Below are 25,423 nucleotides of genomic sequence, written 5' to 3' on the forward strand. Positions count from 1 at the left end.
TGAGCCCCGCCATCGGCCCCCGGTCCGGGGTGGGCCGCGACTAAAGTCAGCGGTCGGGACCTTGTTCAGCGAGACCACATCTTACGCTGCAAGGACATTTCGGGACGATCTCCGGGCGTTTCACGCCATACCCTCAGGTCTCTTTTTCGATCCCTGCGTCGCCCCCCGGGAACGGCTTCAGCGGCTCATCGCGCCGCGCACATGCTCAAAGGATGCCGTATTTCGCGAACACCTCGCGCAACGGCCGACCCTGCGCGAGTTCGGCGCGGGTGTGGTCCTCGCCGGCAACCTTCTCGTAGGCTGCGGCAAGCACCTTGCCGATCATGTCGCGCGGGATGAAGACCACGCCGTCGGCATCGCCGAACACGAGGTCGCCCGTGCATACCGGCACGCCGGCGACCTCGACCGGAACGTCGATGGCTGCCACGACGCCCCTGCCCCTGGAATCGAGCGGGGCAATGCCGCCATGGAAGACCGGGAAGCCCATCCTGCGGATCGCCCGGACGTCGCGCACGCAGCCGTCTGTGACACATCCGGCCGCCTTGCGGGCGCGGGCGGCGGTCGTCAGCAGCTCCCCCCACGGCGCGATGCGTCCGCTCGTCCCGCATGCGAGCACCGCCACCTCGTCGGGCTTCAGATCGTCGATCAGCGCGATCTCGAGCTCGTACGGATTCTCGCCTTCAGCGACGTGATAGACGTCCCGGTAAAGACCGGTGCGGGCATAGCCGACCAGCACCGTCTCATCGTCGAGCGGACGGATGCGGGACGGCAACGCGCGGTCCCGGATGCCGTAGCCATCGAGCACATCGGAAATCACCGACACGTACAGCGTCGTACGGGCGCGATCGAGATCGTCGCGGTGGCGCCGGCGAGCCTCCTGCGTCATCACTGTCCTCCCTCGGGAGGCCCCTCGTTAAGGGACCGGTACGAGGCAGGCTAAGGCAATTCCCAGAGCATGGGAAACCGGATCTCCGTCCGCAAGGGCGACGGAACAAGGAGTCGGAGCGGATCACCGATGTCGTGACACGATGATCCGCTGGCCGTCGGAACGCCGGTTCAGGGAACCGGCGCGGGGCGGCGGCCGGTCAGCCCGCCACCCAAAGGGCGAGCCCGCCGTTCCACAGCTGCACCGCTCCGAGCACGGCGAGCGCCGCGCCGAAAACGAGCGCGGTCGTGAAGCCGAGCGCGAACGCGGTGGCCACCGCGTCATGCTGCAGGAAAGCGGCGCCGGGGCGGCCGTCGCGCGGGCGTATCCGCTGCAACAGCCAGATCGAACCGACCAGCAGGGCAAGTCCGATGATGACGTTCACAGCACCACCCCCCCTTCCGAAAGGTGCCCGGCCGTCTCGTCGAAGGCCGGTTCGACCTCGAACACACCGCGAGCAAAGACCGCACTGACGGCAAGACCGCCGACCAAGGCGATTGCCATCAGCACCATTTCGGCGATGGGGGCGAGATTGAGCAGGCCGGAGATGGCCCATGCGGTTGCGGCGAAGGCCGCCAGGACCTCCGAGCCGACGAGTATGACGGCGGAGCAGCCGGTCCAGATATTGAGCCAGTTGGGTTTCATGTTCGGCATGTCCCGCGTGTCGGCGCCCAGGGACGCACGACCCGCTTCAGCATTCCTCGCTCGGGCACGGACACGGCGGACCCTCGGTCCGGAGCGGTCGCGCCCGGTTCAGTCGTCGGGGATGCTTCAGACGGGGGGCGCCCGGACCGGATGATCGGGCGGGCAGACGCCATCGGGCAGTGCGGCGTCAGGGTCGAGGCCAAGGATCGTCCGCAGGCGAACGACGGCAAGGCGATCCTGCCGGCCGAAAGAACGCGCGAGGGCCGGCGGCGATCGGTCGTCGTCGGCGGAGGCCGGCTGCACCGGGGCGCCGGTCCGCACTTCCGCCTGCGGTCGGCCGGGCAGAACGGTGTCCTCGCCGGACGGTTGCAATCCCGTCTCATGCGTGACGATGGCCCGGACCGGACCGGCCATCGCGGTGCCGAAATCGAAAGCTGCGGCGAGAAGCAGCAGCGACAGCGCAGCCGCAAGCCAGCGGCGCGGGTCACCCCACGCGAACCTGGGACGGGCAATACTGCGGATCGACACCCGGATGATCCCCGGCGCGCACCCTGCTGGCGCCATCGCCTACCTGCGCTGTCCGTGAAGATAGGCGCATCGGACAGGCTCCGCAATCGGCCCGCTGACCGCGTCGACCGGCCGGCTGCGAGTCGTCCATTCGCCCGTCGTCTACTCGACGCCGGCGAGATCGCGCATCCGCGCGGGGCGCGCGCCTGGCTCGGCGATCGCGTCGGCGAGCGTGGCTGTGTCGAGCACCCGCCGCGTTGCGTCGGTGACCTCGGCGAAGACACGACGCACCTCGCACTCGGTCTCGCTGACACAGTCCTCGCAGCGCCGGTAGGCGATCTTGGACAGGCATGGGAGCGGCGCAATCGGCCCGTCGATGATGCGAAGCACCTGCCCGAAGGTGATCTCGGCGGGATCCTTGAGCAACTGGTAGCCGCCCGCGCGCCCGCGCCGGCTCACGACGATGCCGTGATGCTTCAGGTCGAGCAGGATCTGTTCGAGAAACTTCTTGGGGATCGACTGGTCCTCGGCGATGTCGGAGATCAGCACCGGCTCGCCACGCGGCGCGCGCGCCAGCGCCACCAGGGCTCGCAGCGCGTACTTCGCCTTCTGTGAAATCATCGAAGGAAGAGCCTTGAAAATGCAATAGTACGGTCGCGGCCCGGTGCCGCGTCCGAGACCAGTCCCGATCGGGATGCGCCGCGATATACGTCGGCCTGCCCGGAAAGGGAAGACCGACCACGCGCAAATCCGCGTAATCGTGAACGGTTTCGCTGGCCGTCGCGGTTCGCCCCGCGGGACGGATCTCAGCGGATCCCGGCCGGGTAGAGGATGAACCGCGTCGGGCGGATGGCGAGCCGTCCATGTCCGGGGATGGCGTCGTCGACCGGGATGTCGATTTCGGCGCGATGGCGGGCCAGCCCGATCTCGAGCTCGAGGCGGCGGGTGCCGCCGTGGCGGCGGCGGGCGACGACGATGGCGGGGATGGCGCCGACACCATCCGGATCGCGGGCGACCTCCGCGTGGTGTGGCCGGAAGGCAAGCGTATAGCGCCCGTCCGGCTTGCCCGGCGCGCCGATGTCGAGGGGACGGTCATCCATCAGAACGCGTCCGGATTCGACGGTGACAGGGATCATCGAGGACTCGCCGATGAAGTCGAACACGAAGGGCGTGGCCGGGCGGTCGTAGATGTCGTCCGCCGTGCCGACCTGCTCGATGCGGCCCTGGCGCATCACCACGACGCGGTCGGCCAGTTCGAGCGCCTCCTCCTGGTCGTGGGTGACGAACACGGTGGTGTGGCCGGTGTGGTCGTGGATTTCCCTCAGCCACCGCCGGAGATCCTTGCGCACCTTCGCGTCGAGCGCGCCGAACGGCTCGTCGAGGAGCAGGATGCGCGGCTCGATGGCGAGCGCGCGGGCGAGCGCGACACGCTGGCGCTGGCCGCCCGACAGCTGCGCGGGGAAGCGTCGCTCGAGTCCGGAAAGCTGTACGAGCTCGATGAGCCTCATCACCCGCTCGCGAATCGCCGCGGCCGAAGGCCGCTGCCCGCGCGGGCGCACCCTGAGGCCGAAGGCGATATTGTCGAACACCCGCATGTGCCGGAACAGCGCGTAGTGCTGGAACACGAAGCCGACATTGCGCTCCTGCACGCGCCTGGCCGAGGCATCCTCGCCATCGAAGAAGATCGCGCCGGATGTCGGAACATCGAGACCGGCGACCAGGCGCAACAGCGTCGTCTTGCCGGAGCCGGACGGACCGAGGAGCGCGATCAGCTCGCCACCGGCGATGTCGAGCGACACCCCGTGCAGCGCCGGCGTCTCGCCGAAGTCCTTGGTCAGGTTGCGAACACCGACCTCGACCGGCGTCCCCTGGCGGCGGCCCGCAGGAATGCCGCCCGGAAACGAAGCCGCCGTCCCGGCGCGGAAGCTGAGCCCAGTCTGCATATCGGTGTCCATCCTGTCCCACGCCAAGTTCGGCGTCGCGTTCCATGCCGACGTCCGCCGGAGGTGCTTCAATGCCGGCGTCCGCCGGAGATGCTTCAATGCCGGCGTCCGCCGGCGGCGAGATGCTCGCCGAATTGCCATTCCAGCAGCGACTTGATGACCAAGGTGAAGAGCGCCAGCAGCGCCAGCAGCGAGGCAACCGCAAAGGCGGCAATCCAGTTGTATTCGTTGTAGAGGATCTCGATCTGCAGCGGCATGGTGTTGGTCTGGCCGCGGATGTGGCCGGAGACCACCGACACCGCCCCGAACTCGCCCATCGCCCGGGCATTGCACAGCAGTACCCCGTACATCAGCCCCCACTTGATGTTGGGCAGCGTCACCCGCAGGAAGGTCTGCCATCCTGTCGCACCCAGCGACAGCGCCGCCTCCTCGTCCTTCGTGCCCTGCTCCTGCATCAGCGGGACCAGTTCGCGCGCGACGAAGGGAAAGGTGACGAACACCGTCGCCAGCACGATGCCGGGCACCGCGAAGACGATCTGCAGCCCGTGCGACTGCAACCAGGTGCCCAGATAACCCTGCGTTCCGAACAGGATCACATAGGTCAACCCGGCGATCACCGGTGAAACCGAGAACGGCAGATCGATCAGCGTGATCAGGATGGCCTTGCCGCGGAACTCGAACTTGGCGATCGCCCAGGCCGCTGCGACCCCGAACACCAGGTTGGCCGGCACCGCGATGGCCGCCACCATCAGGGTGAGCCGGATGGCGGCCTGCGCCTCAGGATCGGCGAGCGCCGCAAGAAACGTGCCGACGCCGCCCCTGAACGCCTCCGAGAACACCACCGTCAGCGGAAAGGCGAGGAACAGCACCAGGAAACCGAGCGAGACCGCGATCAGCAGCGCCCTGACGCCGCGTGCCTCGCTCACCGGCGAGCCAAGCTGTGCAGAGGCGGGATGGCGCATCCGATCAGACATCGCCGAACCTCCGCCGCGCCCAGGCCTGGATCAGGTTGATGACAAGGAACATCACGAACGAGATCAGAAGCATCAGCGTCGCGATCGCGGTCGCACCCGCATAGTCGAACTCCTCCAGCCGGATGACGATCAGCAGCGGCGCGATCTCGGTCCGGTAGGGAATGTTGCCGGCGATGAAGATAACCGAACCGTACTCCCCGACGGCGCGCGCCAGGGCCAGCACGAAGCCAGTCATCAGCGCCGGCGTCAGCGAGGGCAGCAGCACCCGGAACACCGTCTGGAAGCGGTTCGCCCCGAGGCTCGCGGAAGCCTCCTCGACCTCGCGGTCGATCTCCTCGATCACCGGCTGCACGGTCCTGACCACGAAGGGCAGGCCGATGAAGACCAGCGCGACGACGATACCCGCCGGCGTGTAGGCGACCTTGAGACCCATCGGCTCGAGGATCCCGCCGATCCAGCCGTTGCGCGACAGCAGCGCGGTCAGCGCGATGCCGGCAACGGCGGTCGGCAGCGCGAAGGGCAGGTCGACCATCGCATCGAGCACCCGGCGGCCGGGAAACCGGTAGCGCACCAGCACCCAGGCCACCACCGTCCCGAACACCAGGTTCACCGCGGCTGCCGTCAGCGAGGCGCCGAAGGACAACCTGAGGGCAGCGACCACGCGTTCGCTCGCGGCAATCGCCGCAAACTCGGCCCAGGTCAGCGTCGTCGTCCTGAGGATCAGCGCCGCGATCGGAATCAGCACGATCAGGCCGAGATATGTCAGCGCGAAGCCGAGCGTCAGGCCGAAGCCCGGCAGGATGCCCGGTCTGCGCCACCGCCCGGGCGCCGCCGCCGCGACAGCTGCCATGGCGCCTCACCTCCGCTCAGCGCCGGTAGATCTGGTCGAACACGCCGCCGTCGCCGAAATGCTCCGGCTGCACCTTCGCCCAGCCGCCGAAGATCGGGTCGTCGATCCTCACCAGCTTCAGCTGGGGAAAGCGGGCAGCATCCTCGGGCGCGGCATCCTGCATCCGGTATGGCCGGTAGAAGTGCCTGGCGGCGATCGCCTGGCCCTCGGGCGCGTAGAGATAGTTCAGATAGGCCTCGGCGACCGCGCGGGTGCCCTTGCGGTCGACGTTCGCATCGACCACGGCGACGACCGGCTCGGCCAGCATCGACATGGATGGCATGACGATCTCGAACTGGTCGGGGCCGAGTTCCTCGATCGCGAGCAACGCCTCGTTCTCCCAGGCGAGCAGCACGTCGCCGATGCCGCGCTGCACGAAGGTCGTGGTCGAGCCACGCGCCGCCGTGTCGAGAACCGGCACGTTGCGGTAGAGCCTGGCGAGGAAATCGCGCACCTTCGCCGTGTCGCCGCCAAACGCTTCGCTGGCGAAGGCCCAGGCCGCCAGATAGGCCCAGCGCGCCGCCCCCGACGTCTTCGGATTGGGCGCGACGACCTCGACGCCCTCCTTCACCAGATCGTCCCAGTCCTTCAGGCCCTTCGGGTTGCCCCTCCTGACCAGAAACACGATTGTCGAGGTGTAGGGCGCCGCGTTGTTCGGCAGCCTTGCCCGCCAGTCTTCCGCGATCTTGCCGGAGTTTTGCACGATCGCGTCGACATCCGACTGCATCGCCAGCGTCACAACGTCGGCATCGAGCCCGTCGATCACCGCACGCGCCTGTGCGCCGGAGCCGCCATGCGACTGGCGCACCGTCACGTCGTCGCCGGTGGTCGCTTTCCAGTGGGCGGCAAAGGCCGCGTTGAAGTCCCGGTAGAGTTCCCGTGTCGGGTCGTAGCTGACGTTCAGAAGCGTCGTCTGCGCAAACGCAACGACCGAGAGAACGAGCATGATGGCCGCCGTGAAAGTCGCGGTGGCGAGCCCGTTCCGGAGGCGGCTGCCGCGCCCGGCGGCGCGGACGGTCTGCGGCGAAGGGGACGCGGCACGCATCGGACATCTCCCGGATGGATCGTTAATGCCTATAATCACGATCTATTCGGTCGGGATTGTCAATTGCAAAATGCGACACATGTCCGGAAAACCGTTCCGGCCGTTTGCAAGGATACGCAACGCGCATTGCGCAGCGGGCGCAAACTCGGCCGGGACCGGCCGGTGGCCTGCATCGAGCCGCAGCCGCCGGTCATGTTGTACGCCACCCGTTGCGGAATCGCGGGCATTGCCATCGGCCAGGGCATGGCGACAGCGACGGCGACCCGACTTCCCGCCTCAGAAGGGTCGGCCAAACCGTTCCAGGATGTCCCGGTCACCGACTTGCCCGCCCTTGAGCAGCAGGAATGCCCCCTCGAGGGCATGACCCGGCATATGACCGCTGCAGACGGCGACTCCGGGCGCTGCACGTCGCACGAAGGAGAGGCTTCTGAAGCCGAGACGCTTGACCACGGCGCTGGCGGTATCGCCGCCGGCGACGGCGATGGCGCCCACCGGGCAGCGACCCGCGATGGCTGCCGTCAGTTTGGCAAGTCGTCCCGAGAGACTGGCCGGCGGCATCCCGTAGTCATGGTCCCGCCTCAGGTGGATGAGCACGTCCCGCCCGGTGGCGAGCAGATCCGCGCAGTGCCGAACCAGCCGGTCCGCCCCCGCGTCGAGATCGCAGGGCTCGATCGGCAAACGAACATAGCTGGCCGCCGCCTCCACCTGATCGGCCGTCACGGCGGACCGGCTGCCGGCAACTGCCAGCCGCGGCCCGACGCCGGTGACGGCCCGTGAGCGGGACTGGGCGAGCCGCGGACACAACGCTTCGGCGACACTGCTGGCACCGACCACCAGCAACGGTGCGGTTGCAGCTTCCAGGGTCGTCAGAATGCGTCCTATCCTGTCCACGTCGGACGGCGACAGGGCATCGATGAGAGCGCGGCCCGCCCCGTTGCGCATCGCTGGCGGCAGCTCTTCCGTTCTGTTCAGTTCGAGGCAGTCGATCAAGGCGAGATCGTCGAGCCCCTGCAGCGCGAGATGAGCCCGAATGTCGGCTTCGCCCATCGGCGTCGTGGGATGCCGGCTCATCACCGGATGTCGGTCGATCCGGCAGACCCTGCCGTCAGCCGCCCGTGCGAAGAGCGTTCCGAAGATGCAATAGCGGCCGAGGCTAGGCTGACCGCCAACGACGACGGTGCGGCCGGTCGCGAGCAGGCGCTCGAGTGTCAGAACCGCCGCGCCGATGCTGCCGACATGCCGCGCGGAGTCGAACGTCGAACAGATCTTGTAGTGCAGGATGCGCGGCGACAGCCTTCGCAGGCCCGGTGCAAGCTCTTCGAGCCGCCGGACGATGATGTCCGGCGAAAGGGGGCGCAGGTCGGTGGCAATACCGATGACGTCGAGCCCGTCCGCTTCGGCCGGATCCGGCACATCCAGAAACAGCCGGACCGCCGCACCTCGCTCGGCGAAGGTGGCGAGGGTGTCCGATGCGCCGGTGAAGTCGTCGCCGAGGAAAACGATCCTGGCCAAGTCAGCCACCGAAGACGCGCAACGCCGCGGCAAGTTCTGGCCGCGTCGCGGCCGCAGCCTCGATCTCCTCCCCGCTCGCGACCGCATCCCATGCCTGGCGAAGGCTCGTCACGCCGGCGGCCGGCCCGTCGGGATGGGCGAGAATGCCGCCGCCTGCCATGAACAGGAAGTCGGCCGAGTCGGCGGCGCGCGCTGCCAGCGGCAGCGTGCCTGCCCATTGGCCGGAGGAAAAGGCGGGCATGACCGCGTCCGTCGCATCCGGCGCATCGACCGCAAGCGGCTTCAGACAACGCCGTGCCGCCTGCTCGACGTCTTCCGGCCGGTCACAGAACTTGCCGCCGATGCCATGCACATGCAGATGGTCGATGCCGGCCAGCCGGTACAGCGCCTGATAGGCATCGAAGCCGATCCCAAGCAACGGGTGGCGCGACAGGGCGCCGAAACCGTTACGGTGTCCGTGAATGGCGAGTGGCGTCGATCGGCGCAGCGACTGGATCGCCGATAGCCCGCACCAGTTGAGACTCACCATCACACAGGATCCGCCCTCGCGCTCGACCAGATCGGCATGGCGGCGCATCGCATCGGTCTCGTCGGTGACATTGAAGGCGACCATCACATTACGGCCGGTGCGGTCGCGATGGGCGCGCACCCGCGCCATGACGGCGGGAACGCGCTCGGCGAGCGGCGCATGGTCGGGGTTGGCGCAGACCTCGTCGTCCTTGATGAAGTCGACGCCTGCCCTGCACAGGAGATCGACCAGATCCGCTATCTCGTCGGCCCGCAGGCCGACATTGGGCTTGATGATCGTGCCGAACAACGGCCGGCCGAATACCCCGACGCGCTCGCGCGTGCCGCGCACGCCGACGCCGGGCAGATCGAACCGGCAGCGCACGATCTGTGGCAGACGCAGGTCGAGCAGCCGCAGTCCGGTGACCTCGCCCAGGTCGAAGAGATTACCGGCAACGGTCGCGGCAAGCGTCGGTAGGTTGGTGCCGATATTGGCGAGCGGGAAGGCGATGCGAACCCTCGCGCGCCGCCACGGACCTGCAACTCCCCTGCGATCGAGCCAGGAACTCGCAAGGCTGGGTCCGGTTGCGCTCTCGAGTTCCTCAAGCTCCAATACCTCGGCGGCAGCGCGGGCCCGCAGCGCGTCGGTTTCTCCGGCGACGCGGACAAAGGTGCCGCTCGACTGCTCGCCGGCCAAGATGTCGGCAACCCTCGCCGGATCCAGCGGAGTCTCGATGAGATAGATCGCTTCGATCGTATCGACACGCATCGGCGCTTCAGAGGGTCGACAGATCGGGAAAGGGCCGGATCGGATCGGTACCGTCCCAATCCTGCGACGCGGCCCGGATCATGTCGAACATCCGCCCTTTCGGACCGATCACCTCCGACAGTTCGATCACCGTGCCGGGATGCGCCTCGCGATCGAAATAGACGAAGCGGCCGTTTGCGCCCACCCTGCCACTCATCCTGGGGCGGAATCCCTCAGCCACCATGCGGGCCAGATCGCGATCGAAGTCTTGCGTCCAGTAGGCGACATGCTGGAGGCCACGGTTGCCCGCCTCGAGGAAGTCGCGATACATCGACGGAACGTCGTTGCGGCACTGGATCAGCTCGACCTGGATGAAGCCACTGTTGGCGAGCGCAACCGAGTTGTGAGGCTGATAGGCGACGCCGTCATAGAGGTAATCCTCGATCGGCACCCTTGGGTTGTAGAACCATGGCCCGACACCCATTACCGCGTGCCAATGCGCCATGCCTGCCTCGATGTCGTCCACGACATAGCCGAGTTGGCGGATTGCGCCGAGAAACCTGCTCATGAACTGTCCTATTGCGCGAGGAACTGGGGTAGCCAGGTCGAGATGGCGGGAACCATCGAGACGACCAGCAGCGACAGCAGCAGCGGCATGAAGAACGGCAGGACGCCGCGGATCACCTCGTGCACCGGCATTCTGGCAACGATCGCCACCATGTAGAGACTCATCCCGACCGGTGGCGTCAGCAGGCCGATCATCAGATTGAGGACGAACACGATGCCGAGCTGGAGCGGATCGACGCCCGCGGCGTGAAGCGCCGGCGCGACGATCGGTGCGATGATGAGAATCGCGGCGATCGATTCGAGCACCATGCCGACGACGAGCAGGAGCAGGTTGACCAGCAGCAGCAGCACCAGCGGATTGTCGGATATGCCGAGCAGCCACCTGCCGGCGATGGCTGGTACCTGGTCGAGCGTCAGGACCCAGGCGAACAGCGCCGCCGTCGCGACGATGAACAGGATGCCGGCCGTCGCCTCGGTCGTCTCGCGAAGGCAAGCCCAGACCGCGCGAACGGTAAGGGTGCGATAGACCAGGAACCCGATCACCAGCGCATAGGCGACGGTGACCCCGGCAACCTCGGTCGGACCGAAATAGCCGCTCAGCAGACCGCCGATCAGCAGGACTGGCGCTGCGAGCGCCGGCAGCGAAACGACCGCCTTGGCGGCGATGGCACGCACTGACGGGCTGATGGTGTCGCGCGGCAGGTCGAACAGCCGCGCCATCACCGCGACCTGCGCCATCAGCAGGACCGTGATGACCAGCGCCGGCACAATCCCGGCAATCAGCAGCTGCACCGCCGAGACATTGGTGACACTCGCGTAGATGATGATCGGTATCGACGGCGGGAATATCGGACCGATGGTGGCGGCGGCGATGGTGATGCCGGCGCCGAACCGGCGCCTGTAGCCCTGCGCCACCATCTGGTCGATCTGGATCTTGCCGAGCGCACCGATGTCGGCGAGCGCTGCACCCGACATTCCCGAGAAGATGAGGCTGACCAGGATCGACACCTGGGCGACGGCGCCGCGGATGCGCCCGACCAGCAGCCGCACGAGATCGAAGATGTGCCCGGTCACGCCCATCGCATTCAGAAGGCTGGCGGCGAGGATGAACAAGGGCACCGCCAGCAATGGCGTCGAATCGAGCGCATTGACGCAGCGCTGGACCAGCACATGCACCGGCAGGCCGAAGGCAACCACGGTTACGGCGGAAGCAAGTCCGAGTGCCACGGCGATCGGCGCTCCAAGGAGAAGCGCGGCGACAAAGACGGCGACAAGGACCAGACTCATGGCACCGGGCTGCCGTTACCATCCGGAAGGCGGCCGGCGACGATCGCCCGGATCCGGGCCACAGCGACAAGGGCCAGCAGGGCGAGGCCGACTAGCGCGGGCGCATAGAACACCCAGTTGGGAATCCCCAGTGTCGGCGTCGCGAACTTCCATGCCCGGCCGAGAAAGGCATGGAGCGACCAGAGCCCCAGGCAGGCGAAGGCGAGCACGGTCAGTTCGATCACCAGCGCGACCGGCCGCCGCAGCCGCCCCCGCAGCACCAGCGATGCGAGGTCCATCGCGACGTGCTGGCCGCGCAACGCCAGCAGCGGCACGCACAGGAAGACGATTGCCACGCCGCAGAAGCGCGCGAGCTCGTCGGCCCAGGGCATTCCCGTATTGAACAGGTTGCGGCCGGCAACCTGAGCTGCGATCAGGACGCAGATCAGCGCGAGCAGCAGCGAAGCCAGGCTGCGGCAGGCGACGGCAGCAATCTGCAGCAGCCGGCCACCCGCCGGAACCGAGACCCCGCCCTGCATCACCGCAGCCTCCCTAGCCGTTCGGGGCTCAGCTGATCGCCCGAATCTTGTCGTAGAGCGATCCGAACTTCTCGCCGAAGCGCTGGTCCACCAGCTTCGATACCGAGGCCCGGAAGGCCTCGAGATCGAGCCCGTCCTCGGGACCGATCACCGTCATTCCGAGCTTGCGCAGCTCCTCGGTCTCGCGTTCCTCGTTGTCCTGGATGGCCCTTGTGGCGCGCTCGCGGATCTCCTGAGCGGCGGTTTCGACAGCCACCTTCTGGGCGGGCGTGAGGGCCTGCCAGGCATCCTCGTTCATCACGACGACTTCCGCATTCGACATGTGCCCGGTCAGCATCAGATGCGACTGGACCTCGTAGAGCTTGACATTGAGGATGACATTCACCGGGTTTTCCTGCCCGGCGACGATGCCGGTGGCAAGCGCCGTCGGCACCTCGGACCAGTCCACAGGCACGGGCGCGGCCCCCATGCCCTCGACGGCGGTCTGGTAGATGGGGAACGGCACGGCGCGGATCTTCACCCCGGCAAGATCGGCGGGCGAATAGACGGCCTTGTTCGCTGTCAGGTTCCGGCGGCCGAAATAGTGCGCATAGATGACGCGGACATTCGCCGCCTCGATCAGCCCCCTGTTCAGCTCCTGCATGACCGGCGAGTTGACGTCCATCACCTTCATGAGGTGATCGACATCACGATAGAGATAGGGCGTGTCGAGGGCGCCGAACGGCTCGTACAGAGAGCCGATCCCGCCGGCGGTATTGTGCGAGAAGGCGATGGTGCCAAGCGAGACCGCCTCGGCCAGCTCCTGAAGCTTCCCCAGCTGGGATGACGGGAAGACCTGCACCTGGATGTCGCCGCCCGAATGCCTGTTGACGGCTTCCGCGAACCAGTCGGCCTGGGCGCCGGCGACACTGGCCGGCTCGTTGTTGTGCCCGTAGCGCAGCGTCAGCGATTGCGCCGATGCCCGATACGGCGACAGGACGAATGCTCCGGCGCCCAGCCCGAGCCCCAAGGCACCGCGCCGCGTGATCGATTGCAGTTGCTTGGCCATGCGAACCTCCCGTGATGTCTTTTGATGGGTGGCGTCCGTGTATCGCGCCCATTTATCGGCCTTGACAGAAGGTTAGGTGGCGTGATCCTTCAGGTCAAAGAATAGTTTCTGAGGTGTTTTGAGGTGCATCCGAGACCCTCGACCCTTCCCTCCATGGCCGACGTGGCGCAATTGGCCGGAGTCTCGCTGGCCACGGTCGATCGCGTGCTCAACCGGCGCAAGGGCGTGAGGGCGCGCACGGTCGACCGGGTTCTCAAGGCCGCGGTGGAGCTCGGCTACCTGGATCGCGAGGAGTGCAGGAAGCTGTCCGGCCCGCGTTTGCCCAATATCGCGTTCCTGTTGCCCAAGGGCACGAACCCCTATCTCAGGCTTCTCGGCGAGAAGGTCCGCGCCACCGCCGCGACAGGCTCCCGCGACGACTCGCCGGTCCGCTGCTTCTTCATCGAGAGCTTCGACGCCGGGGCGCTCGCCTCGGCGCTGCACCACCATGCCCGTTGGGCGGATGGCATTGCCTTCATGGCGATCGACCACCCTCTGGTGCGTGAAGCGGTCGAGGAGGTCGGCGCCGGCGGGACGCGCCTGGTCACCATCGTGTCGGACCTGCCCCATTCGGCCCGCGAGGCCTATATCGGGCTTGATAACCAGGCGGCCGGGCGAACGGCCGCCTACCTCCTGGCGCGCTTCTGCCATGTGCGGGAGGGCAGCGTGGCCGTGGTGGCAGGCAGCCGCAGCTACCGGGCCCATTCCGAGCGCGAGATGGGATTCCACAGCCTGCTCGACGAGGCGCATCCGGGCCTGCGTGTCGTTGGCATGCGCGAGGGCCACGACGACCGAAACGAGAATTACCTGCATACGCTGTCATTGCTCGACCAGAACCCCGATCTGGTCGGCATCTACAATGTCGGCGGCTCCTCCGATGGCATCGGCAGGGCGCTGCGCGAACGTCAGAAGGCCGGCAAGGTGGTGTTCATCGGCCATGGAATGACCAGGGACACGCGGCGCCTACTGATCGACGGCATAATGGACGCGGTCATCAACTCCGATCCCGACCAGATCATCGCGCTCACGCTGGCGCGGTTCAGACGACCACCGCATTCGCGGACGCATGGCGACGGGCACAGCGTCCCGCTGAGCATGGAGATCATCTTCCGCGAGAACATACCGGCGCAGATCAGGTAGCGGCCCCTGCGAGCAAGCGGCCTTGCGCCCTGTCGTCAATGACAGAACGCCGCCTGGGTGTTACCCATGCGCCCGGAAAGAACCGTCACCCATGTCCCCGGGTCGTACCCTCTGCAGGATGGCTGGGGCGCCAGGATTCGAACCTGGGATCACGGGACCAAAACCCGTTGCCTTACCGCTTGGCCACGCCCCAATGCACGCCGGATGTGCCGGTGAGGGTGCGTTCCTATATCGTCGGCCGGGGGCTGGCGGCAAGCGGTGGCCGGAAGAAATGCGCTCCAGGCCTTGCAACCTGCCGCGCGGCGGCCTAGGGCTCGGCCCGCCAGATGCAGATGTCCCAACGATGAGTGACGATATTCCCTTCAATCGCGACTTCGACCCCAGGCCCGGCGCGGTTCAGGAGGTGGCGGCAGGAGTGCGCCGCATCCTGGCGCCCAATCCATCGCCCTTCACCTTCCGCGGCACCAACACCTATCTGGTGGGTCACGGCGAGGTGGCGGTGATCGACCCGGGACCCGATGATCCGGACCATCTTGCCGCGATCGAGCGGGCGGTCGCAGGTGAGCGGGTGACGGCTGTCATCGTGACCCACACCCATCGCGACCACTCGCCGCTCGCCGGTCCGCTGGCATCGGCCCACGGCGCCACGACCTACGGCTTCGGCCCGCACCGGCCCGCACGCCAGCCGCTGCCCGGCGAGGAGGCGCGGCTCGATGCCTCCAACGACAGCGCATTCCGGCCAGATGTTGCGCTGGCGGACGGCGCCGGCATCGAGGGCGAAGGCTGGCAGCTGACCGCAGTACACACGCCGGGCCACACTTCGAACCACATCTCGCTTGCGCTCGACGGAACCGGGCTCTTGTTCAGCGGCGACCATGTCATGGGCTGGTCCACCACCATCGTCGCGCCCCCGGACGGCCGCATGGCCGATTTCATGGCCTCGCTCGACCGACTGGCCGATCGCGACGAGACCCTGTACCTGCCGGGCCACGGCGCTCCGATCCCGGATCCACGCCGTTTCGTCCGGCTGCTCGCCCTGCACCGTCGCCAGCGCGAGGCGTCGATCCTGAAGCGCCTGGAGGAAGGCGACCGGCGCATCCCCGAGATCGTCGCGGCAATCTACAAGGGGCTCGACCCACGCCTGACGAGCGCGGCCGGCCTGTCGGTTCTTGCCCATATCGAGGATCTGATGGAGCGCGGCGCCGTGGTCGCGGCGGATGGCTGCGGGCTGTCGGCGGTCTACCGCCCCGCGTGAGCCGCGGGGCGGCCGGTCGTCGTCAGATTGCGGCCAGCAGCGCCTCGGCGCTGGAAATTTCCGCCTTGCCGGGCATGTCCTCGACCAGCAGCGCCTTGACCACGCCATCGTCGACCAGCATCGCGTAACGCTTCGAGCGGATGCCGAGACCGCGGGCCGTGGCGTCGAGCTCAAGCCCCGTCGCCTTGGCGAATTCGGCGCTGCCGTCGGCGAGGAACTCGATCGTCCCTTCTCCGCCAGTGGCCTTCGCCCAGGCCCCCATCACGAAGACATCGTTCACGGACACGCACACCACCGCATCGACTCCCTTCGCCTTGAATGCATCGACATTGGCGAGAAAGCCCGGCAGATGGGCGTTGTGGCAGGTCGGCGTGAACGCGCCAGGAACCGCGAACAGCGCCACCTTGCGCCCGCCGAACACCTCTGCAGTCCGCCGTTCGACCGGACCGGAGTCGGTCATCACCGCGAAGGTTGCGTCCGGAAGCTTGTCGCCGACTTTGATCATTCCCGTCTCCTGGTTGAGGTGCGCCATGGGACCGCGACGAGGCAGTCAGCCGCAAGATAGGGCCGACGCCTGTCTAGTCGATACGCAGCGTGCGCTCAAAGGAAAAGCCGTCGGAAACGCCGGTCAGCCTGAGATCGACGCCCGACCCGGCGGGCAGCGGCAGCGCGAATCGGTAGCGGCCGTTTCCGTCTCCGCCGAGACGTTCCGCAACCGGAGTCGGCCATCCGGCCGGTCCCTCGACGAGCAGGAAGGGGTCGTCGGTCTGCGGCGGGAAGCGGAGCTCGATCTCGAGCCTTGCATCCTCGCCCTCGCCGATCCTGGCCACCGAGACGACGCCACCGCGCGGATCGTCGCCGGACACCGGCACCGGCACGCGCCGCCGGAACAGCTCGATGGCCGACGCCTGCGGCGTCCCCTCGCCGAGCCGGGCAGAAAGATCGGCGTCGGCGGGAACACAGATGTCCTTGCACACGCCGAAATGCATGGCGAGCCGCAGACCCACCGGCTTGCCGGGATCGACGGGCGTGACCCGCAACGGCAGCACCACCGTGTCGGCATAGCCGACGATCCAGCCGTAACCGTCGTTGAACAGCTCCGGCGCAGGCCACTCCACCGCGACGCCGGCAACGTTCTGCGAGCCCGAGAAATCGAAACGCGGCGGGATGCCGGACTCGCCGGGTTGGCGCCAGTAGGTCTTCCAGCCCGGGGCCAGCGTGATCTCGAGCCCGGCGAGCCGGTCTGCACTGCCCTGCACGGCCCCGCCGTCGAGGACCCGAACCTCTACCGGTTCGTCCCAGGCGCCGGCCAACGCCATGCCGACGGCAAGGCAACTGCCCGCCGAAACGACGAGTAGACCGACGAGCGAGGCCAAGCGTTGGGACAGCATCCCGATCGTCTCCATCGACCGATGCGCGGCAGACCGTTCGGCCGCAGGATCGGTTGGCGCAGCGGCCTTGGGACCCTACTTTTAGTTCAAAGACGCGTCGCGGCGCATCAACCGGTTTCACGGCTCAGTGAGATCCGCCAACAGTCGGCATTTCCAAATCGCATCAGCAGGGTTAGCATTCGACCATGATCGGAGCGGCAACTGGCAGGATCGGTGCAGGCGGTCGGAGCTACCTCGACGGCCAGCTCCTCGTCGCCATGCCGTCGATGAGCGATCCGCGCTTCGAGCGGAGCGTCATCTATGTATGCGCCCACTCCGAGGACGGGGCGATGGGGATCATCGTCAACCAGGCAGCCGAGCATATCGGCTTCACGGAGCTGTTGCGCCAGCTCGACGTCATCGGTGCCGGTGAGGAGATCCGCCTGCCGCCGGCGGTCAATGCCATGAGGGTGCATGTCGGCGGGCCGGTGGAAACAGGCCGCGGCTTCGTGCTCCACACCGCGGACTGGTTCGTGGAGAATTCGACGCTGCCGATCGACGACGGCATCTGCCTGACCGCGACGCTCGACATCCTCAAGGCGATTGCCCGTGGCCAGGGTCCGTCGAACTCGCTTCTGGCACTCGGCTATTCGGGATGGGCGCCGGGCCAGCTCGAGCGGGAGATCCAGGCGAACGGCTGGCTGCATTGCAGTGCCGATCCCCGGATCGTGTTCGGGGGCGATCTTGCCTCGAAGTACGATCTCGCGCTGCGCAAGATCGGGATCGATCCGGGCTTCCTGGCCAGCGAGGCCGGACACGCCTGACACCTCACATCTGAATCACATCTGAAGCCCGAGCTCTCGAGGGACCGCCGGCAACAGGGCTGCACGGCGGATGTCGTGCGGCCGGCTCAGTGCCGCATCATCGCCGACTGACGGGCCAGCAGATGCCGGCACTCGTCGGCGGACATCGGCTCGCCAAACAGGAAGCCCTGCGCATACTCGCAGCCGAGCGCGTAGAGTTCGATCGCATCCTCGTCCGTCTCGGCACCCTCGGCAACCACCTCCATGCCGAGATCATGGGCAAGCCCGACGATCGAGCGAAGGATCACCGGCCGGGCGCCGTTTCCGTTCTGGCGCACGAAGCTGCGGTCGACCTTGATCGTGTCGAAGGGAAATCGCTGCAGATAGGCAAGCGAGGAGTAGCCGGTGCCGAAATCGTCGAGCGCCAGGCCCGCGCCGAGCTCGCGCACCTTCTCGAGCACCTGGGCGGCGTATTCCGGGTTCTCCATCACCAGCGACTCGGTGACCTCGAGCTTGAGCGTGCCCGGCAGGACGTCGTTGCGCGCCAGCACGGCGCGGATGTCGTTGATCAGATCGTGGCGCAGCAGCTGCCGGCTCGACACATTGACCGAGGCGAAGATCGGCAGGTGGCCGCCCATCGCCCGTTGCCAGGCGCCGAGCTGGCGTGCGGCGCGCTCAAGAACGAACAGGCCGATCTCGACGATCAGGCCGGTCTCCTCGGCGATCGTGAGGAATTCCTTCGGGCTCAGCCGACCATGGCGCGGATGATCCCAGCGCACCAGTGCCTCGAAACCGGCGATCCGCTTGTCCTCGAGCCGCATGATCGGCTGGAACACCAGCTTGATCTCTTCGCGCTCCAGCGCCCGACGCAGGTCGGATTCCAGCGAGACGCGGTCACCGCCCATCGAGCGCATCACGGGCTTGAATGCCTCGGCGCGATCCGGACCGAAGCGCTTGGCATGGTACATCGCGATCTCGGCATCCTCGAGCAGCTCTTCCTTGCGCTTGTCTGCCCCGTCATGGACGGCGATGCCGACACAGGCGGTCAGGAACACCTCCCGGTCGGAGAAGGTGATGGGCGTGCGCACGGTGCGGCGGATGGCCTCGGCGAAGGCGGCAAGACGCTGCGGCTCGCGCTCGGACACCAGTATGATGCCGAACTGGTCACCCGCCATCCGCGCGAGCGTATCGCCCGGCTTCAACTGGCGCTGCAGGCGCCGGGCCACGGTCAGCAGCAGCGAGTCGCCGACAGCGATGCCGAACCCGTCATTGACCTGGCGAAAGCGGTCGATGTCGATGATGAAGATCGTCGGCCGGTTGCCCTCGCCGGCGCGGGCGCGCAGGATCGCCGCCTCGAGCCGATCGAGAAACAGTTGGCGGTTGGGCAGACCGGTCAGGTTGTCGTGCACGGCGTCGTGCAGCAGCCGCTCCTCGGCGTTCTTGATCTCGGTGACGTCGACCAGCGTGCCGACCAGCCGCGCCACCTCGCCGTCATCGCCAAGGATCGGACGGGCGCGCATGCGGAACCAGAAATAGTGGCCGTCGGCAGCGCGCACTCGGAAATCCTGAGCGATGCGTCCGCGTCGCTGTTCGACCACGGCGTCGATCATGGCGCGGAAGCGGTCGCGGTCGCCGGCGTGCAGGATGTCGATCCAACGGCGGATGCTGCCTTCCAGGGACCCGGGTTTGAGACCGAGCTTCTCCTCGAATTCCGGCGCGACATAGACCCGGTCGCGCGGCACTTCCCAGTCCCAGACGAGATCGCCGGCGCCGATCAGCGCCAGCGCCTTGCGGTGGAAATCGTTGAGCAGCCCGTGGGCGATCGGCCCGCCAGCGAAGGCATGCTGCATGACGGTGAACCCGACGAGCAGGACCAGCACCACCAGGCCGCCGTTCAGTGCCGGCGCCACGAGATCGTTGTCGAGCCGCCCGGTGACCACCATGCCCGCGGCGAACAGCCATGCGAGCAGCAGCAGCCAGGTCGGGATCAGCAGGATCGCCCGGTCGAACCCGCGCACCGCCAGGAACACGATGAGCATCAGACCGACGATACCGATCAGGCCGAGCGACAGCCGGGCGATGCCGGCGGCAAGCGAGGCATCGATCACGGCTATGCCGACGACACCGACGAGCGCCAGCAGCCAGACCGCGACGACGAGCAGCAGGCGCACATGCCAGCGCATCAGGCTCAGATAGGAAGTGAGGAAGATCAGCAGCGTCGCCGCCAGGATCGCCTCGGCGCCGGCCCTGAACACCTGGTCGCCGGCGGCGGGCACGTCGATGATGCGGTTCAGGAAGTTGAAATCGATGGACAGGTAGAGCAGCACGGCCCAGGCGAGGCTTGCGGCCGCCGGGAAGATCAGTGTGCCCTTGACCACGAACAGCACCGTCAGGAACAGCGCCAGCAGCCCGGCGATCCCGATCACCATGCCCTGATACAGCGTATAGCTGTTCACATGTTCCTTGTAGGCGTCGGGTTGCCAGAGCCGCAGCTGCGGCAGTGTGTCGCCTTCGAGTTCGACGACGTAGGTGACGACGGCGCCGGGATCGAGCGTGATCAGATAGATGTCGGAATCGTCGCTGTCCTCACGCTCCGGACGAAAGCCTTGGCTCGGCGTGATCGCACTCATGCGCTGGTGGCCGAGATCGGGGCGCAGGATGCCTGATCCCGGCATGCGGAAATTCGGAGCCACCAGCAGCCGGTCGATCTGCTCGTCGGACTCGTTCTTGAGCGCGAAAACCGCCCAGGACGCCGAGCGGCCCGGCTCGCGGGCGCGTACCTCGATGCGGCGCACGAAACCGTCGGCGTCGGGAGCGGTCGAGATCTGGATGCGGTCGCCGTAGCGCAGGTAGAGATCGACCGCACTGGTGAGGTCAATCGCCGGTACGTCCACCGGGACGGATATGGCCTCGAGCGCGCGCGCGGCCGGACTCGAGGCCGCGAGCAGCACGACGACGAGCAGCACCGCCTGAATCGCGCCTGCGATCCCGCGTCCGACCTGCCCCCCGCGTGTTGAACTCATCCGGAATCCGTCTGTCGAGTTCGATCCCATGCGGCTGCGGACCGCCACCCCCGTCGCCTCGCCGCAACCGGTCCGGAACAGCACACAAGACCGCTCTAGCGCGCCATCGGACGCAGATCTTCACTCAGCATCGCGTAGAGGAGGTGGTCCTGCCACATGCCGTTGATGCGCAGATACCGCCGGGCGAACCCTTCACGCGTAAAACCGACTTTTTCAAGGAGCCGTATAGACGCCGTGTTCGTCGGAAGGCAAGCCGCTTCCAGCCGGTGCAGCCGGAGCTGGTCGAAGACGAATCCGAGGCAGGCCGACACCGCTGCGGTCATGTGGCCCTGACGCGCGAACGGCTCGCCGATCCAGTAGCCGAGCGAGGCGGACTGGGTGACGCCACGGCGCACGTTGGAGAGGGTCAGGCCGCCGATCAGCACGTGGTCGCTGCTGCGAAAGACGAAGAAGGGATAGGCGGCATCGTCGCGGATATCCTGCATATAGCGGCGGATCCGCCGCCGGAAGGCCGATCTGGTCAGGTCGTCGAGCGGCCAGGTCGGCTCCCAGGGCGTCAGGAACGGCCGGCTCTCCTCCCTGAGCGCCGCCCAGGCGGCATGGTCGGACATCTGCGGCGTCCTCAGAAAGACGCCGTTGCCATGAATCGCCGGCCCCGTATCCGCGCTTGCCGAACGCAGGAAGACCATGTGAAGAACCGCCGAGTTCAAGCCGCCGGGCGCGCGGCCATCCTCAATCTTGCACGTATATCGGCCGCCGATTCAAGCCGTGCGACTGGTCCGACCGCGGCAAGGGCTGGCATGTCTGTCCAGATGATGGAGGCAAGCATGGCGCGCACGGCGGCTGCATCGACGGCGTCGATACGGGAGACGAGTTCGGCCATCGGCACGACCCGGCCGAGGAACAGCATCTGGCGGGCGATCTGCTCGGCCCTGACCGCGCAGCTCTCCAGGCTCATCAGCAGTCCAGCCTTGGCCTGTGCCCGAGCGCGGGAGACCTCGTCCTCGTCGATCTCGTCGATCGCCCGGACGATCTCGGATGTCGTCACCTCGATGAGTTCCTCGATATCCGCTTCGCCCGTCGCCGCGGAAATGCCGAACAGCCCGACATCGGAGAAGGCCCAGTTGAAGGCATAGATCGAATAGCACAGGCCGCGTTCCTCGCGGACGCGCTGGAACAGCCGTGACGACATGCCGCCGCCGAGGACGGACGCGGCGATCCGGGCAGCGTAGAAGGTCTCGTCGGCGAAAGACGGCGCCGGGAAGGCGAACAGCAGGTTGGCTTCGGAGAGATCCCGTTCCGCACGCCGTTCCCCGCCGGTGAAGCGGGCGCGGGCCGTCGCCGGCATCGGATCGGCGGGCATGTCGCCGAACAGCCGCTCGACATCGGCAACAATCCTGTCATGGTCGACCGCGCCAGCCGCGCCGACGACGATGCCGGGCGCGCGGTAATGCGTCGCCAGATAGTCGCGCAGGCTCTCCGCCGTCTGGGCGCGGACCGTCTCGACGGTGCCGAGGATCGGCCGGCCGATCGGCTGCCCCTCGAATGCGGCCTCCTGCAGGAGGTCGTGCACGAGATCTTCCGGATCGTCGAGCGCGGCGCCGATCTCCTGGACGATGACGTGCTGCTCGCGCTGCAGCTCGGCCGGATCGAACCGGCTGTCGCGCAGGATGTCGGCAAGAATGTCGAGACCGAGCGGCACGTCCTCCTTCAGCACCCGGGCATAGTAGGCGGTGGTCTCGTGGCTGGTCGCGGCATTCAGATCGCCGCCGACGGATTCGATCTCCTCGGCGATCTGCCGGGCGCTGCGTCGGCCGGTGCCCTTGAAGGCCATGTGCTCGAGCAGATGCGAGAGACCATGCTCCTCCGGCCGCTCGTGACGCGCGCCGGTTCCGACCCAGACGCCGAGCGCCGCGGTCTCGACGTGGCTCATCGTGTCGGTGACGACGCGGATTCCGTTGCCGATGCTTGTGGTGCGCACGGTCATGCTTGCTATCCGGTGCTCGCGGAAAGGTCGGGTTCAGATCGCGTCGACGGTGACGCGGGTGGACCTGAGGATATGGCGCGCGATCGCGTCGCGATCGGCGGGCAGCACGTCGTAGCGCTCGGGACGCTCGCCGAGATCGGCAAGCCAGTCCGGCAGGGCGGGACGCAGGCCGGTCGCCGCCGCAACGGCATCCGGAAACTTGGCCGGATGGGCCGTCGACAGCGCGATCATCGGGGTCGCCGGGCCGCGGGGCGCGAGGCGCCCCGCGGCGATGCCGATGGCGGTGTGCGGGTCGGCCAGGTAGCCGGCCTCGCGCAGCAGCCCGCCCATCGTCGCTGCACATGATGCCTCGTCGACGCGGACGGCCGAGAAGACGCCGGTGATCTCGCGCAGGGTCGCCGGGTCGATCGCGAATGCACCCGATTGCCTGAGACCGTCCATCCAGCGCCCGACCGCCGCCGCGTCGCGGCCCGACGCCTCGAACAGCAGCCGCTCGAAGTTGCTGGAGACCTGGATGTCCATGCTCGGGCTCATGGTCGCAATCACCGAGCGCACCTCGTAGCGGCCATGAGCGAGCGCGCGGGCGAGGATGTCGTTGACATTGGTCGCGATCACCAGCCGCTCGACGGGCAAGCCCATGCGGCGCGCCACCCATCCGGCGAAGATGTCGCCGAAGTTGCCCGTCGGCACGCAGAAGCCGACCGGTCGGTGCGGCGCGCCGAGCGCCACGGCCGATGTGACGTAGTAGACCACCTGGGCGACAATACGCGCCCAGTTGATCGAGTTGACCCCGGACAGCGCCACCCGGCGGCGGAAGGCCTCATCGGCGAACAGGCTCTTCACGATCGCCTGGCAGTCGTCGAACGTTCCCTCGACGGCGATCGCGTGGACATTGTCCTCGGTCGGGGTCGTCATCTGGCGACGCTGCACGTCGCTGACCCGGCCATGCGGATAGAGAATGAACACATCGACACGCTCGCGGCCGCGGAAGGCCTCGATCGCCGCTCCACCCGTATCGCCGGAGGTCGCGCCGACGATGGTGGCGCGGCTGCCGCGACGGGCAAGGGCATGGTCCATCAGCCGCGCCAGCAGCAACATGGCGACGTCCTTGAAGGCAAGGCTCGGCCCGTGCGACAGCTCGAGCACGAAATCGTTCGGCGCGATCTGCACGAGCGGCGCGACGGCCGGATGGCGGAACTGGGCATATGCCTCGCCAATCATGTCGCGGAGTGCCGCACGGTCGATGGCGGCGCCGACAAACGGCGCGATTACCCGTTCAGCGACCTGCGCATAGCTGAGCCCCGCAAGCCCGGCGATCTCCTCGCGGCTAAGCCTCGGCCAGCTTTCGGGAACGTAAAGCCCTCCGTCCGCAGCGAGGCCTGCCAGCATTGCTTCGGCGAAGTCGGGTGCGGATGCCTGTCCGCGGGTGCTCACATATCTCACGTCGTCCGTCCGATGCTCGCTTCCGGCTCCCTGCCCGCGCCGGTCCGCCGGACCCTGTTGCCGGGCGGACCCTATTGCCGCGCCGAGCCTGCCGCAAGGATGCGCGCCCCGCGGATCTGGCTCCACGCCCACGCCAGATAGACCCCGACCAGGGCAACAGCCAGTCCGAACCAGGTGATCGCATAGCCCAGATGATCGTTGCGGAACGCCACACGCGTCGCCCCTCCCAGCGGCAGGCCGCCGGGATTGGGCGTTGAATCGGCATCGACGAAGAACGGCGCAACCCGATCAAGCCGTTCGGCGGCGGCGATCGCCTGCGGATCGCGGACATACCAGGTGCGGGTGCCGGGCTGATTGTCAGGGGTGAAGATGTTCCCCGCTTCCGGCAGGCGCAGAAGGCCGGTGATCTCGACCTCGCCGGCCAGCTGCCCCGCCGCCCGCGTCGCCGGATCCCGGAACGCGTGGGGCACGAAGCCGCGGTTGACGAAGACGATGGCTCCGCTGTCCAGTCTCAATGGCGTCATCACCCACCAGCCGGGACCGGATACCTCGAACCGGTCATCCTGCAGCGAGGTGAAGACCTGCACCTCATGGCCATGGTCGAAGCGGCCGACGAGCGTCACCTTGCGATATTCGTCGCTGTCCCGGGTCAGCGCCGGCCAGTCGGCCTCCGCAGGCACGGGCACGGCGGGTGCCTGCGCGCGCGCCTCGACCATCGCGACGAGGTTCTGCTTCCAGGCCAGCCGCTGCAGCTGCCAGAGTCCGAGCCCGCACAGGACGACCGTGCCGAGGATCGTCAGGGCGCCGGCGACGACCACCGACCGCGGAACCGCGCGCGCCGCAACCGCCATCGCCATCAGCCGCCCGACCGGTGTTCGGCCGCCTTGCGCCGGTACTGGACAGCGATCATCAGGCCCTTCAGCGGCCGCAGCAGGCCGAGCGACAAGAGCAGGATCGCCGGCCCCCACAGGACGATGTGGACCCAGTAGGCGGGGCGCCAGGTGAACTCGACGAAGAAGGCCGCGGCGACGACGACGATGCCGACGATGAAGATCACGAAGACCGCCGGCCCGTCACCGGAGTCGATGAAGGAGTAGTCGAGCCCGCAGGTCTCGCAGCGCGGGGCGGTGGCGAGAAAGCCATCGAACAGACGGCCCTGGCCGCAGCGCGGACACCGCCCTGCCAGACCCGTCGACAGCGCGGATCGAGACGAATAGGCGTCGAACTCGTTCATCGAAGCCGAAAAGG

The 25,423-nt window shown here is 67.5% G+C and carries 26 protein-coding genes and 1 tRNA gene; 3 read left to right on the forward strand and 24 right to left on the reverse strand.

Annotated features, from left to right (window positions below):
• Positions 1-205: 205 nt before the first annotated feature.
• From EDC22_RS11220 to EDC22_RS11290, 15 genes are all read right to left on the reverse strand, one after another.
• Positions 206-886, reverse strand: a complete 681-nt coding sequence (locus EDC22_RS11220; protein ID WP_132806751.1) for an RraA family protein — start codon at positions 884-886, stop codon at positions 206-208.
• 199 nt (positions 887-1,085) lie between these two features.
• Positions 1,086-1,310, reverse strand: coding sequence for a hypothetical protein (locus EDC22_RS11225; protein WP_132806752.1), 225 nt, complete (start codon positions 1,308-1,310; stop codon positions 1,086-1,088).
• On the reverse strand, positions 1,307-1,570 hold the full coding sequence (locus EDC22_RS11230; RefSeq protein WP_132806753.1) for a hypothetical protein: 264 nt from the start codon (positions 1,568-1,570) through the stop codon (positions 1,307-1,309). The genes EDC22_RS11225 and EDC22_RS11230 overlap by 4 nt, the downstream gene beginning before the upstream one ends.
• 126 nt (positions 1,571-1,696) lie before the next feature.
• Positions 1,697-2,098, reverse strand: a complete 402-nt coding sequence (locus EDC22_RS11235; protein WP_132806754.1) for a hypothetical protein — start codon at positions 2,096-2,098, stop codon at positions 1,697-1,699.
• A 141-nt stretch (positions 2,099-2,239) separates the two neighbouring features.
• Positions 2,240-2,698 (reverse strand): RrF2 family transcriptional regulator, encoded by a 459-nt coding sequence (locus tag EDC22_RS11240; RefSeq protein ID WP_132806755.1) that lies wholly within the window; start codon positions 2,696-2,698, stop codon positions 2,240-2,242.
• A 185-nt stretch (positions 2,699-2,883) separates the two neighbouring features.
• Positions 2,884-4,020, reverse strand: coding sequence for a sulfate/molybdate ABC transporter ATP-binding protein (locus EDC22_RS11245; protein ID WP_425385529.1), 1,137 nt, complete (start codon positions 4,018-4,020; stop codon positions 2,884-2,886).
• A 95-nt stretch (positions 4,021-4,115) separates the two neighbouring features.
• The gene (gene cysW, locus EDC22_RS11250; protein ID WP_132806865.1) at positions 4,116-4,982 is read right to left on the reverse strand and encodes a sulfate ABC transporter permease subunit CysW; all 867 of its coding nucleotides are present in this window, start codon (positions 4,980-4,982) and stop codon (positions 4,116-4,118) included.
• Positions 4,983-4,986: 4 nt separating this feature from the next.
• Entirely contained in the window at positions 4,987-5,844 is an 858-nt protein-coding gene (cysT, locus tag EDC22_RS11255) for a sulfate ABC transporter permease subunit CysT (RefSeq protein WP_132806757.1), read from the reverse strand.
• Positions 5,845-5,860: 16 nt separating this feature from the next.
• Positions 5,861-6,928, reverse strand: a complete 1,068-nt coding sequence (locus EDC22_RS11260) for a sulfate ABC transporter substrate-binding protein (RefSeq protein WP_132806758.1) — start codon at positions 6,926-6,928, stop codon at positions 5,861-5,863.
• Positions 6,929-7,204: 276 nt separating this feature from the next.
• On the reverse strand, positions 7,205-8,440 hold the full coding sequence (locus tag EDC22_RS11265) for a four-carbon acid sugar kinase family protein (RefSeq protein WP_165926877.1): 1,236 nt from the start codon (positions 8,438-8,440) through the stop codon (positions 7,205-7,207).
• Between the two features lies 1 nt (position 8,441).
• The gene (locus EDC22_RS11270; RefSeq protein ID WP_132806760.1) at positions 8,442-9,716 is read right to left on the reverse strand and encodes a RuBisCO large subunit C-terminal-like domain-containing protein; all 1,275 of its coding nucleotides are present in this window, start codon (positions 9,714-9,716) and stop codon (positions 8,442-8,444) included.
• Positions 9,717-9,723: 7 nt separating this feature from the next.
• A complete protein-coding gene (locus EDC22_RS11275) occupies positions 9,724-10,263 on the reverse strand; it encodes a VOC family protein (protein WP_132806761.1) in 540 nt (179 codons plus the stop codon).
• 8 nt (positions 10,264-10,271) lie between these two features.
• Positions 10,272-11,549 carry a TRAP transporter large permease gene (locus EDC22_RS11280; RefSeq protein WP_132806762.1) on the reverse strand — a complete coding sequence of 426 codons (1,278 nt, stop codon included), beginning with the start codon at positions 11,547-11,549 and terminating at the stop codon, positions 10,272-10,274.
• Entirely contained in the window at positions 11,546-12,067 is a 522-nt protein-coding gene (locus EDC22_RS11285; protein ID WP_132806763.1) for a TRAP transporter small permease, read from the reverse strand. The genes EDC22_RS11280 and EDC22_RS11285 overlap by 4 nt, the downstream gene beginning before the upstream one ends.
• A gap of 28 nt (positions 12,068-12,095) precedes the next feature.
• The gene (locus EDC22_RS11290) at positions 12,096-13,115 is read right to left on the reverse strand and encodes a TRAP transporter substrate-binding protein (RefSeq protein WP_132806764.1); all 1,020 of its coding nucleotides are present in this window, start codon (positions 13,113-13,115) and stop codon (positions 12,096-12,098) included.
• A 123-nt stretch (positions 13,116-13,238) separates the two neighbouring features.
• Between EDC22_RS11290 and EDC22_RS11295 the strand changes: the two genes are divergently transcribed.
• On the forward strand, positions 13,239-14,294 hold the full coding sequence (locus tag EDC22_RS11295; protein ID WP_245499726.1) for a LacI family DNA-binding transcriptional regulator: 1,056 nt from the start codon (positions 13,239-13,241) through the stop codon (positions 14,292-14,294).
• Between the two features lie 119 nt (positions 14,295-14,413).
• Here EDC22_RS11295 and EDC22_RS11300 read toward each other — a convergent pair.
• Positions 14,414-14,487 (reverse strand) — tRNA-Gln (locus EDC22_RS11300).
• A gap of 150 nt (positions 14,488-14,637) precedes the next feature.
• Between EDC22_RS11300 and EDC22_RS11305 the strand changes: the two genes are divergently transcribed.
• A complete protein-coding gene (locus EDC22_RS11305) occupies positions 14,638-15,549 on the forward strand; it encodes an MBL fold metallo-hydrolase (protein WP_132806765.1) in 912 nt (303 codons plus the stop codon).
• Between the two features lie 22 nt (positions 15,550-15,571).
• On the opposite strand, the gene EDC22_RS11310 is transcribed toward EDC22_RS11305, so the two are convergent.
• Together EDC22_RS11310 and EDC22_RS11315 are read right to left on the reverse strand one after the other, a co-directional pair.
• Entirely contained in the window at positions 15,572-16,054 is a 483-nt protein-coding gene (locus tag EDC22_RS11310) for a peroxiredoxin (RefSeq protein ID WP_132806766.1), read from the reverse strand.
• Positions 16,055-16,127: 73 nt separating this feature from the next.
• Entirely contained in the window at positions 16,128-16,940 is an 813-nt protein-coding gene (locus tag EDC22_RS11315) for a protein-disulfide reductase DsbD domain-containing protein (protein WP_165926878.1), read from the reverse strand.
• Between the two features lie 185 nt (positions 16,941-17,125).
• On the opposite strand from EDC22_RS11315, the gene EDC22_RS11320 reads away from it, so the two are divergent.
• On the forward strand, positions 17,126-17,743 hold the full coding sequence (locus tag EDC22_RS11320; protein WP_132806768.1) for a YqgE/AlgH family protein: 618 nt from the start codon (positions 17,126-17,128) through the stop codon (positions 17,741-17,743).
• Between the two features lie 86 nt (positions 17,744-17,829).
• Here EDC22_RS11320 and EDC22_RS11325 read toward each other — a convergent pair whose 3' ends face one another.
• From EDC22_RS11325 to EDC22_RS11350, 6 genes are all read right to left on the reverse strand, one after another.
• Complete coding sequence (locus tag EDC22_RS11325; protein ID WP_132806769.1) at positions 17,830-20,745, reverse strand: EAL domain-containing protein; 2,916 nt, start codon at positions 20,743-20,745, stop codon at positions 17,830-17,832.
• Positions 20,746-20,840: 95 nt separating this feature from the next.
• Complete coding sequence (locus EDC22_RS11330; protein WP_132806770.1) at positions 20,841-21,434, reverse strand: GNAT family N-acetyltransferase; 594 nt, start codon at positions 21,432-21,434, stop codon at positions 20,841-20,843.
• A gap of 17 nt (positions 21,435-21,451) precedes the next feature.
• Positions 21,452-22,732, reverse strand: a complete 1,281-nt coding sequence (locus EDC22_RS11335; RefSeq protein ID WP_132806771.1) for a M16 family metallopeptidase — start codon at positions 22,730-22,732, stop codon at positions 21,452-21,454.
• 33 nt (positions 22,733-22,765) lie between these two features.
• On the reverse strand, positions 22,766-24,175 hold the full coding sequence (gene thrC / locus EDC22_RS11340; RefSeq protein ID WP_132806772.1) for a threonine synthase: 1,410 nt from the start codon (positions 24,173-24,175) through the stop codon (positions 22,766-22,768).
• A 71-nt stretch (positions 24,176-24,246) separates the two neighbouring features.
• On the reverse strand, positions 24,247-25,032 hold the full coding sequence (locus tag EDC22_RS11345; RefSeq protein ID WP_342635143.1) for an SURF1 family protein: 786 nt from the start codon (positions 25,030-25,032) through the stop codon (positions 24,247-24,249).
• Positions 25,032-25,409 (reverse strand): DUF983 domain-containing protein, encoded by a 378-nt coding sequence (locus tag EDC22_RS11350; RefSeq protein WP_132806773.1) that lies wholly within the window; start codon positions 25,407-25,409, stop codon positions 25,032-25,034. Before EDC22_RS11350 ends, EDC22_RS11345 begins: the two co-directional genes overlap by 1 nt.
• Between the last annotated feature and the right edge of the window lie 14 nt (positions 25,410-25,423).

Source organism: Tepidamorphus gemmatus, assembly GCF_004346195.1.
Lineage (GTDB): Bacteria > Pseudomonadota > Alphaproteobacteria > Rhizobiales > Tepidamorphaceae > Tepidamorphus > Tepidamorphus gemmatus.

Coding starts and splice junctions, on each gene's coding strand:
- EDC22_RS11305 (WP_132806765.1), top strand. CDS start 14,638: ATGAGTGACGATATTCCCTTCAATCGCGACTTCGACCCCAGGCCCGGC.
- EDC22_RS11330 (WP_132806770.1), bottom strand. CDS start 21,434: ATGGTCTTCCTGCGTTCGGCAAGCGCGGATACGGGGCCGGCGATTCAT.
- EDC22_RS11325 (WP_132806769.1), bottom strand. CDS start 20,745: ATGAGTTCAACACGCGGGGGGCAGGTCGGACGCGGGATCGCAGGCGCG.
- EDC22_RS11220 (WP_132806751.1), bottom strand. CDS start 886: ATGACGCAGGAGGCTCGCCGGCGCCACCGCGACGATCTCGATCGCGCC.
- EDC22_RS11315 (WP_165926878.1), bottom strand. CDS start 16,940: ATGCTGTCCCAACGCTTGGCCTCGCTCGTCGGTCTACTCGTCGTTTCG.
- EDC22_RS11260 (WP_132806758.1), bottom strand. CDS start 6,928: ATGCGTGCCGCGTCCCCTTCGCCGCAGACCGTCCGCGCCGCCGGGCGC.
- EDC22_RS11310 (WP_132806766.1), bottom strand. CDS start 16,054: ATGATCAAAGTCGGCGACAAGCTTCCGGACGCAACCTTCGCGGTGATG.
- EDC22_RS11335 (WP_132806771.1), bottom strand. CDS start 22,732: ATGACCGTGCGCACCACAAGCATCGGCAACGGAATCCGCGTCGTCACC.
- EDC22_RS11245 (WP_425385529.1), bottom strand. CDS start 4,020: ATGCAGACTGGGCTCAGCTTCCGCGCCGGGACGGCGGCTTCGTTTCCG.
- cysW (WP_132806865.1), bottom strand. CDS start 4,982: ATGCGCCATCCCGCCTCTGCACAGCTTGGCTCGCCGGTGAGCGAGGCA.
- EDC22_RS11230 (WP_132806753.1), bottom strand. CDS start 1,570: ATGAAACCCAACTGGCTCAATATCTGGACCGGCTGCTCCGCCGTCATA.
- EDC22_RS11290 (WP_132806764.1), bottom strand. CDS start 13,115: ATGGCCAAGCAACTGCAATCGATCACGCGGCGCGGTGCCTTGGGGCTC.
- cysT (WP_132806757.1), bottom strand. CDS start 5,844: ATGGCAGCTGTCGCGGCGGCGGCGCCCGGGCGGTGGCGCAGACCGGGC.
- EDC22_RS11275 (WP_132806761.1), bottom strand. CDS start 10,263: ATGAGCAGGTTTCTCGGCGCAATCCGCCAACTCGGCTATGTCGTGGAC.
- EDC22_RS11280 (WP_132806762.1), bottom strand. CDS start 11,549: ATGAGTCTGGTCCTTGTCGCCGTCTTTGTCGCCGCGCTTCTCCTTGGA.
- EDC22_RS11240 (WP_132806755.1), bottom strand. CDS start 2,698: ATGATTTCACAGAAGGCGAAGTACGCGCTGCGAGCCCTGGTGGCGCTG.
- EDC22_RS11350 (WP_132806773.1), bottom strand. CDS start 25,409: ATGAACGAGTTCGACGCCTATTCGTCTCGATCCGCGCTGTCGACGGGT.
- EDC22_RS11320 (WP_132806768.1), top strand. CDS start 17,126: ATGATCGGAGCGGCAACTGGCAGGATCGGTGCAGGCGGTCGGAGCTAC.
- EDC22_RS11285 (WP_132806763.1), bottom strand. CDS start 12,067: ATGCAGGGCGGGGTCTCGGTTCCGGCGGGTGGCCGGCTGCTGCAGATT.
- EDC22_RS11270 (WP_132806760.1), bottom strand. CDS start 9,716: ATGCGTGTCGATACGATCGAAGCGATCTATCTCATCGAGACTCCGCTG.
- EDC22_RS11345 (WP_342635143.1), bottom strand. CDS start 25,032: ATGGCGATGGCGGTTGCGGCGCGCGCGGTTCCGCGGTCGGTGGTCGTC.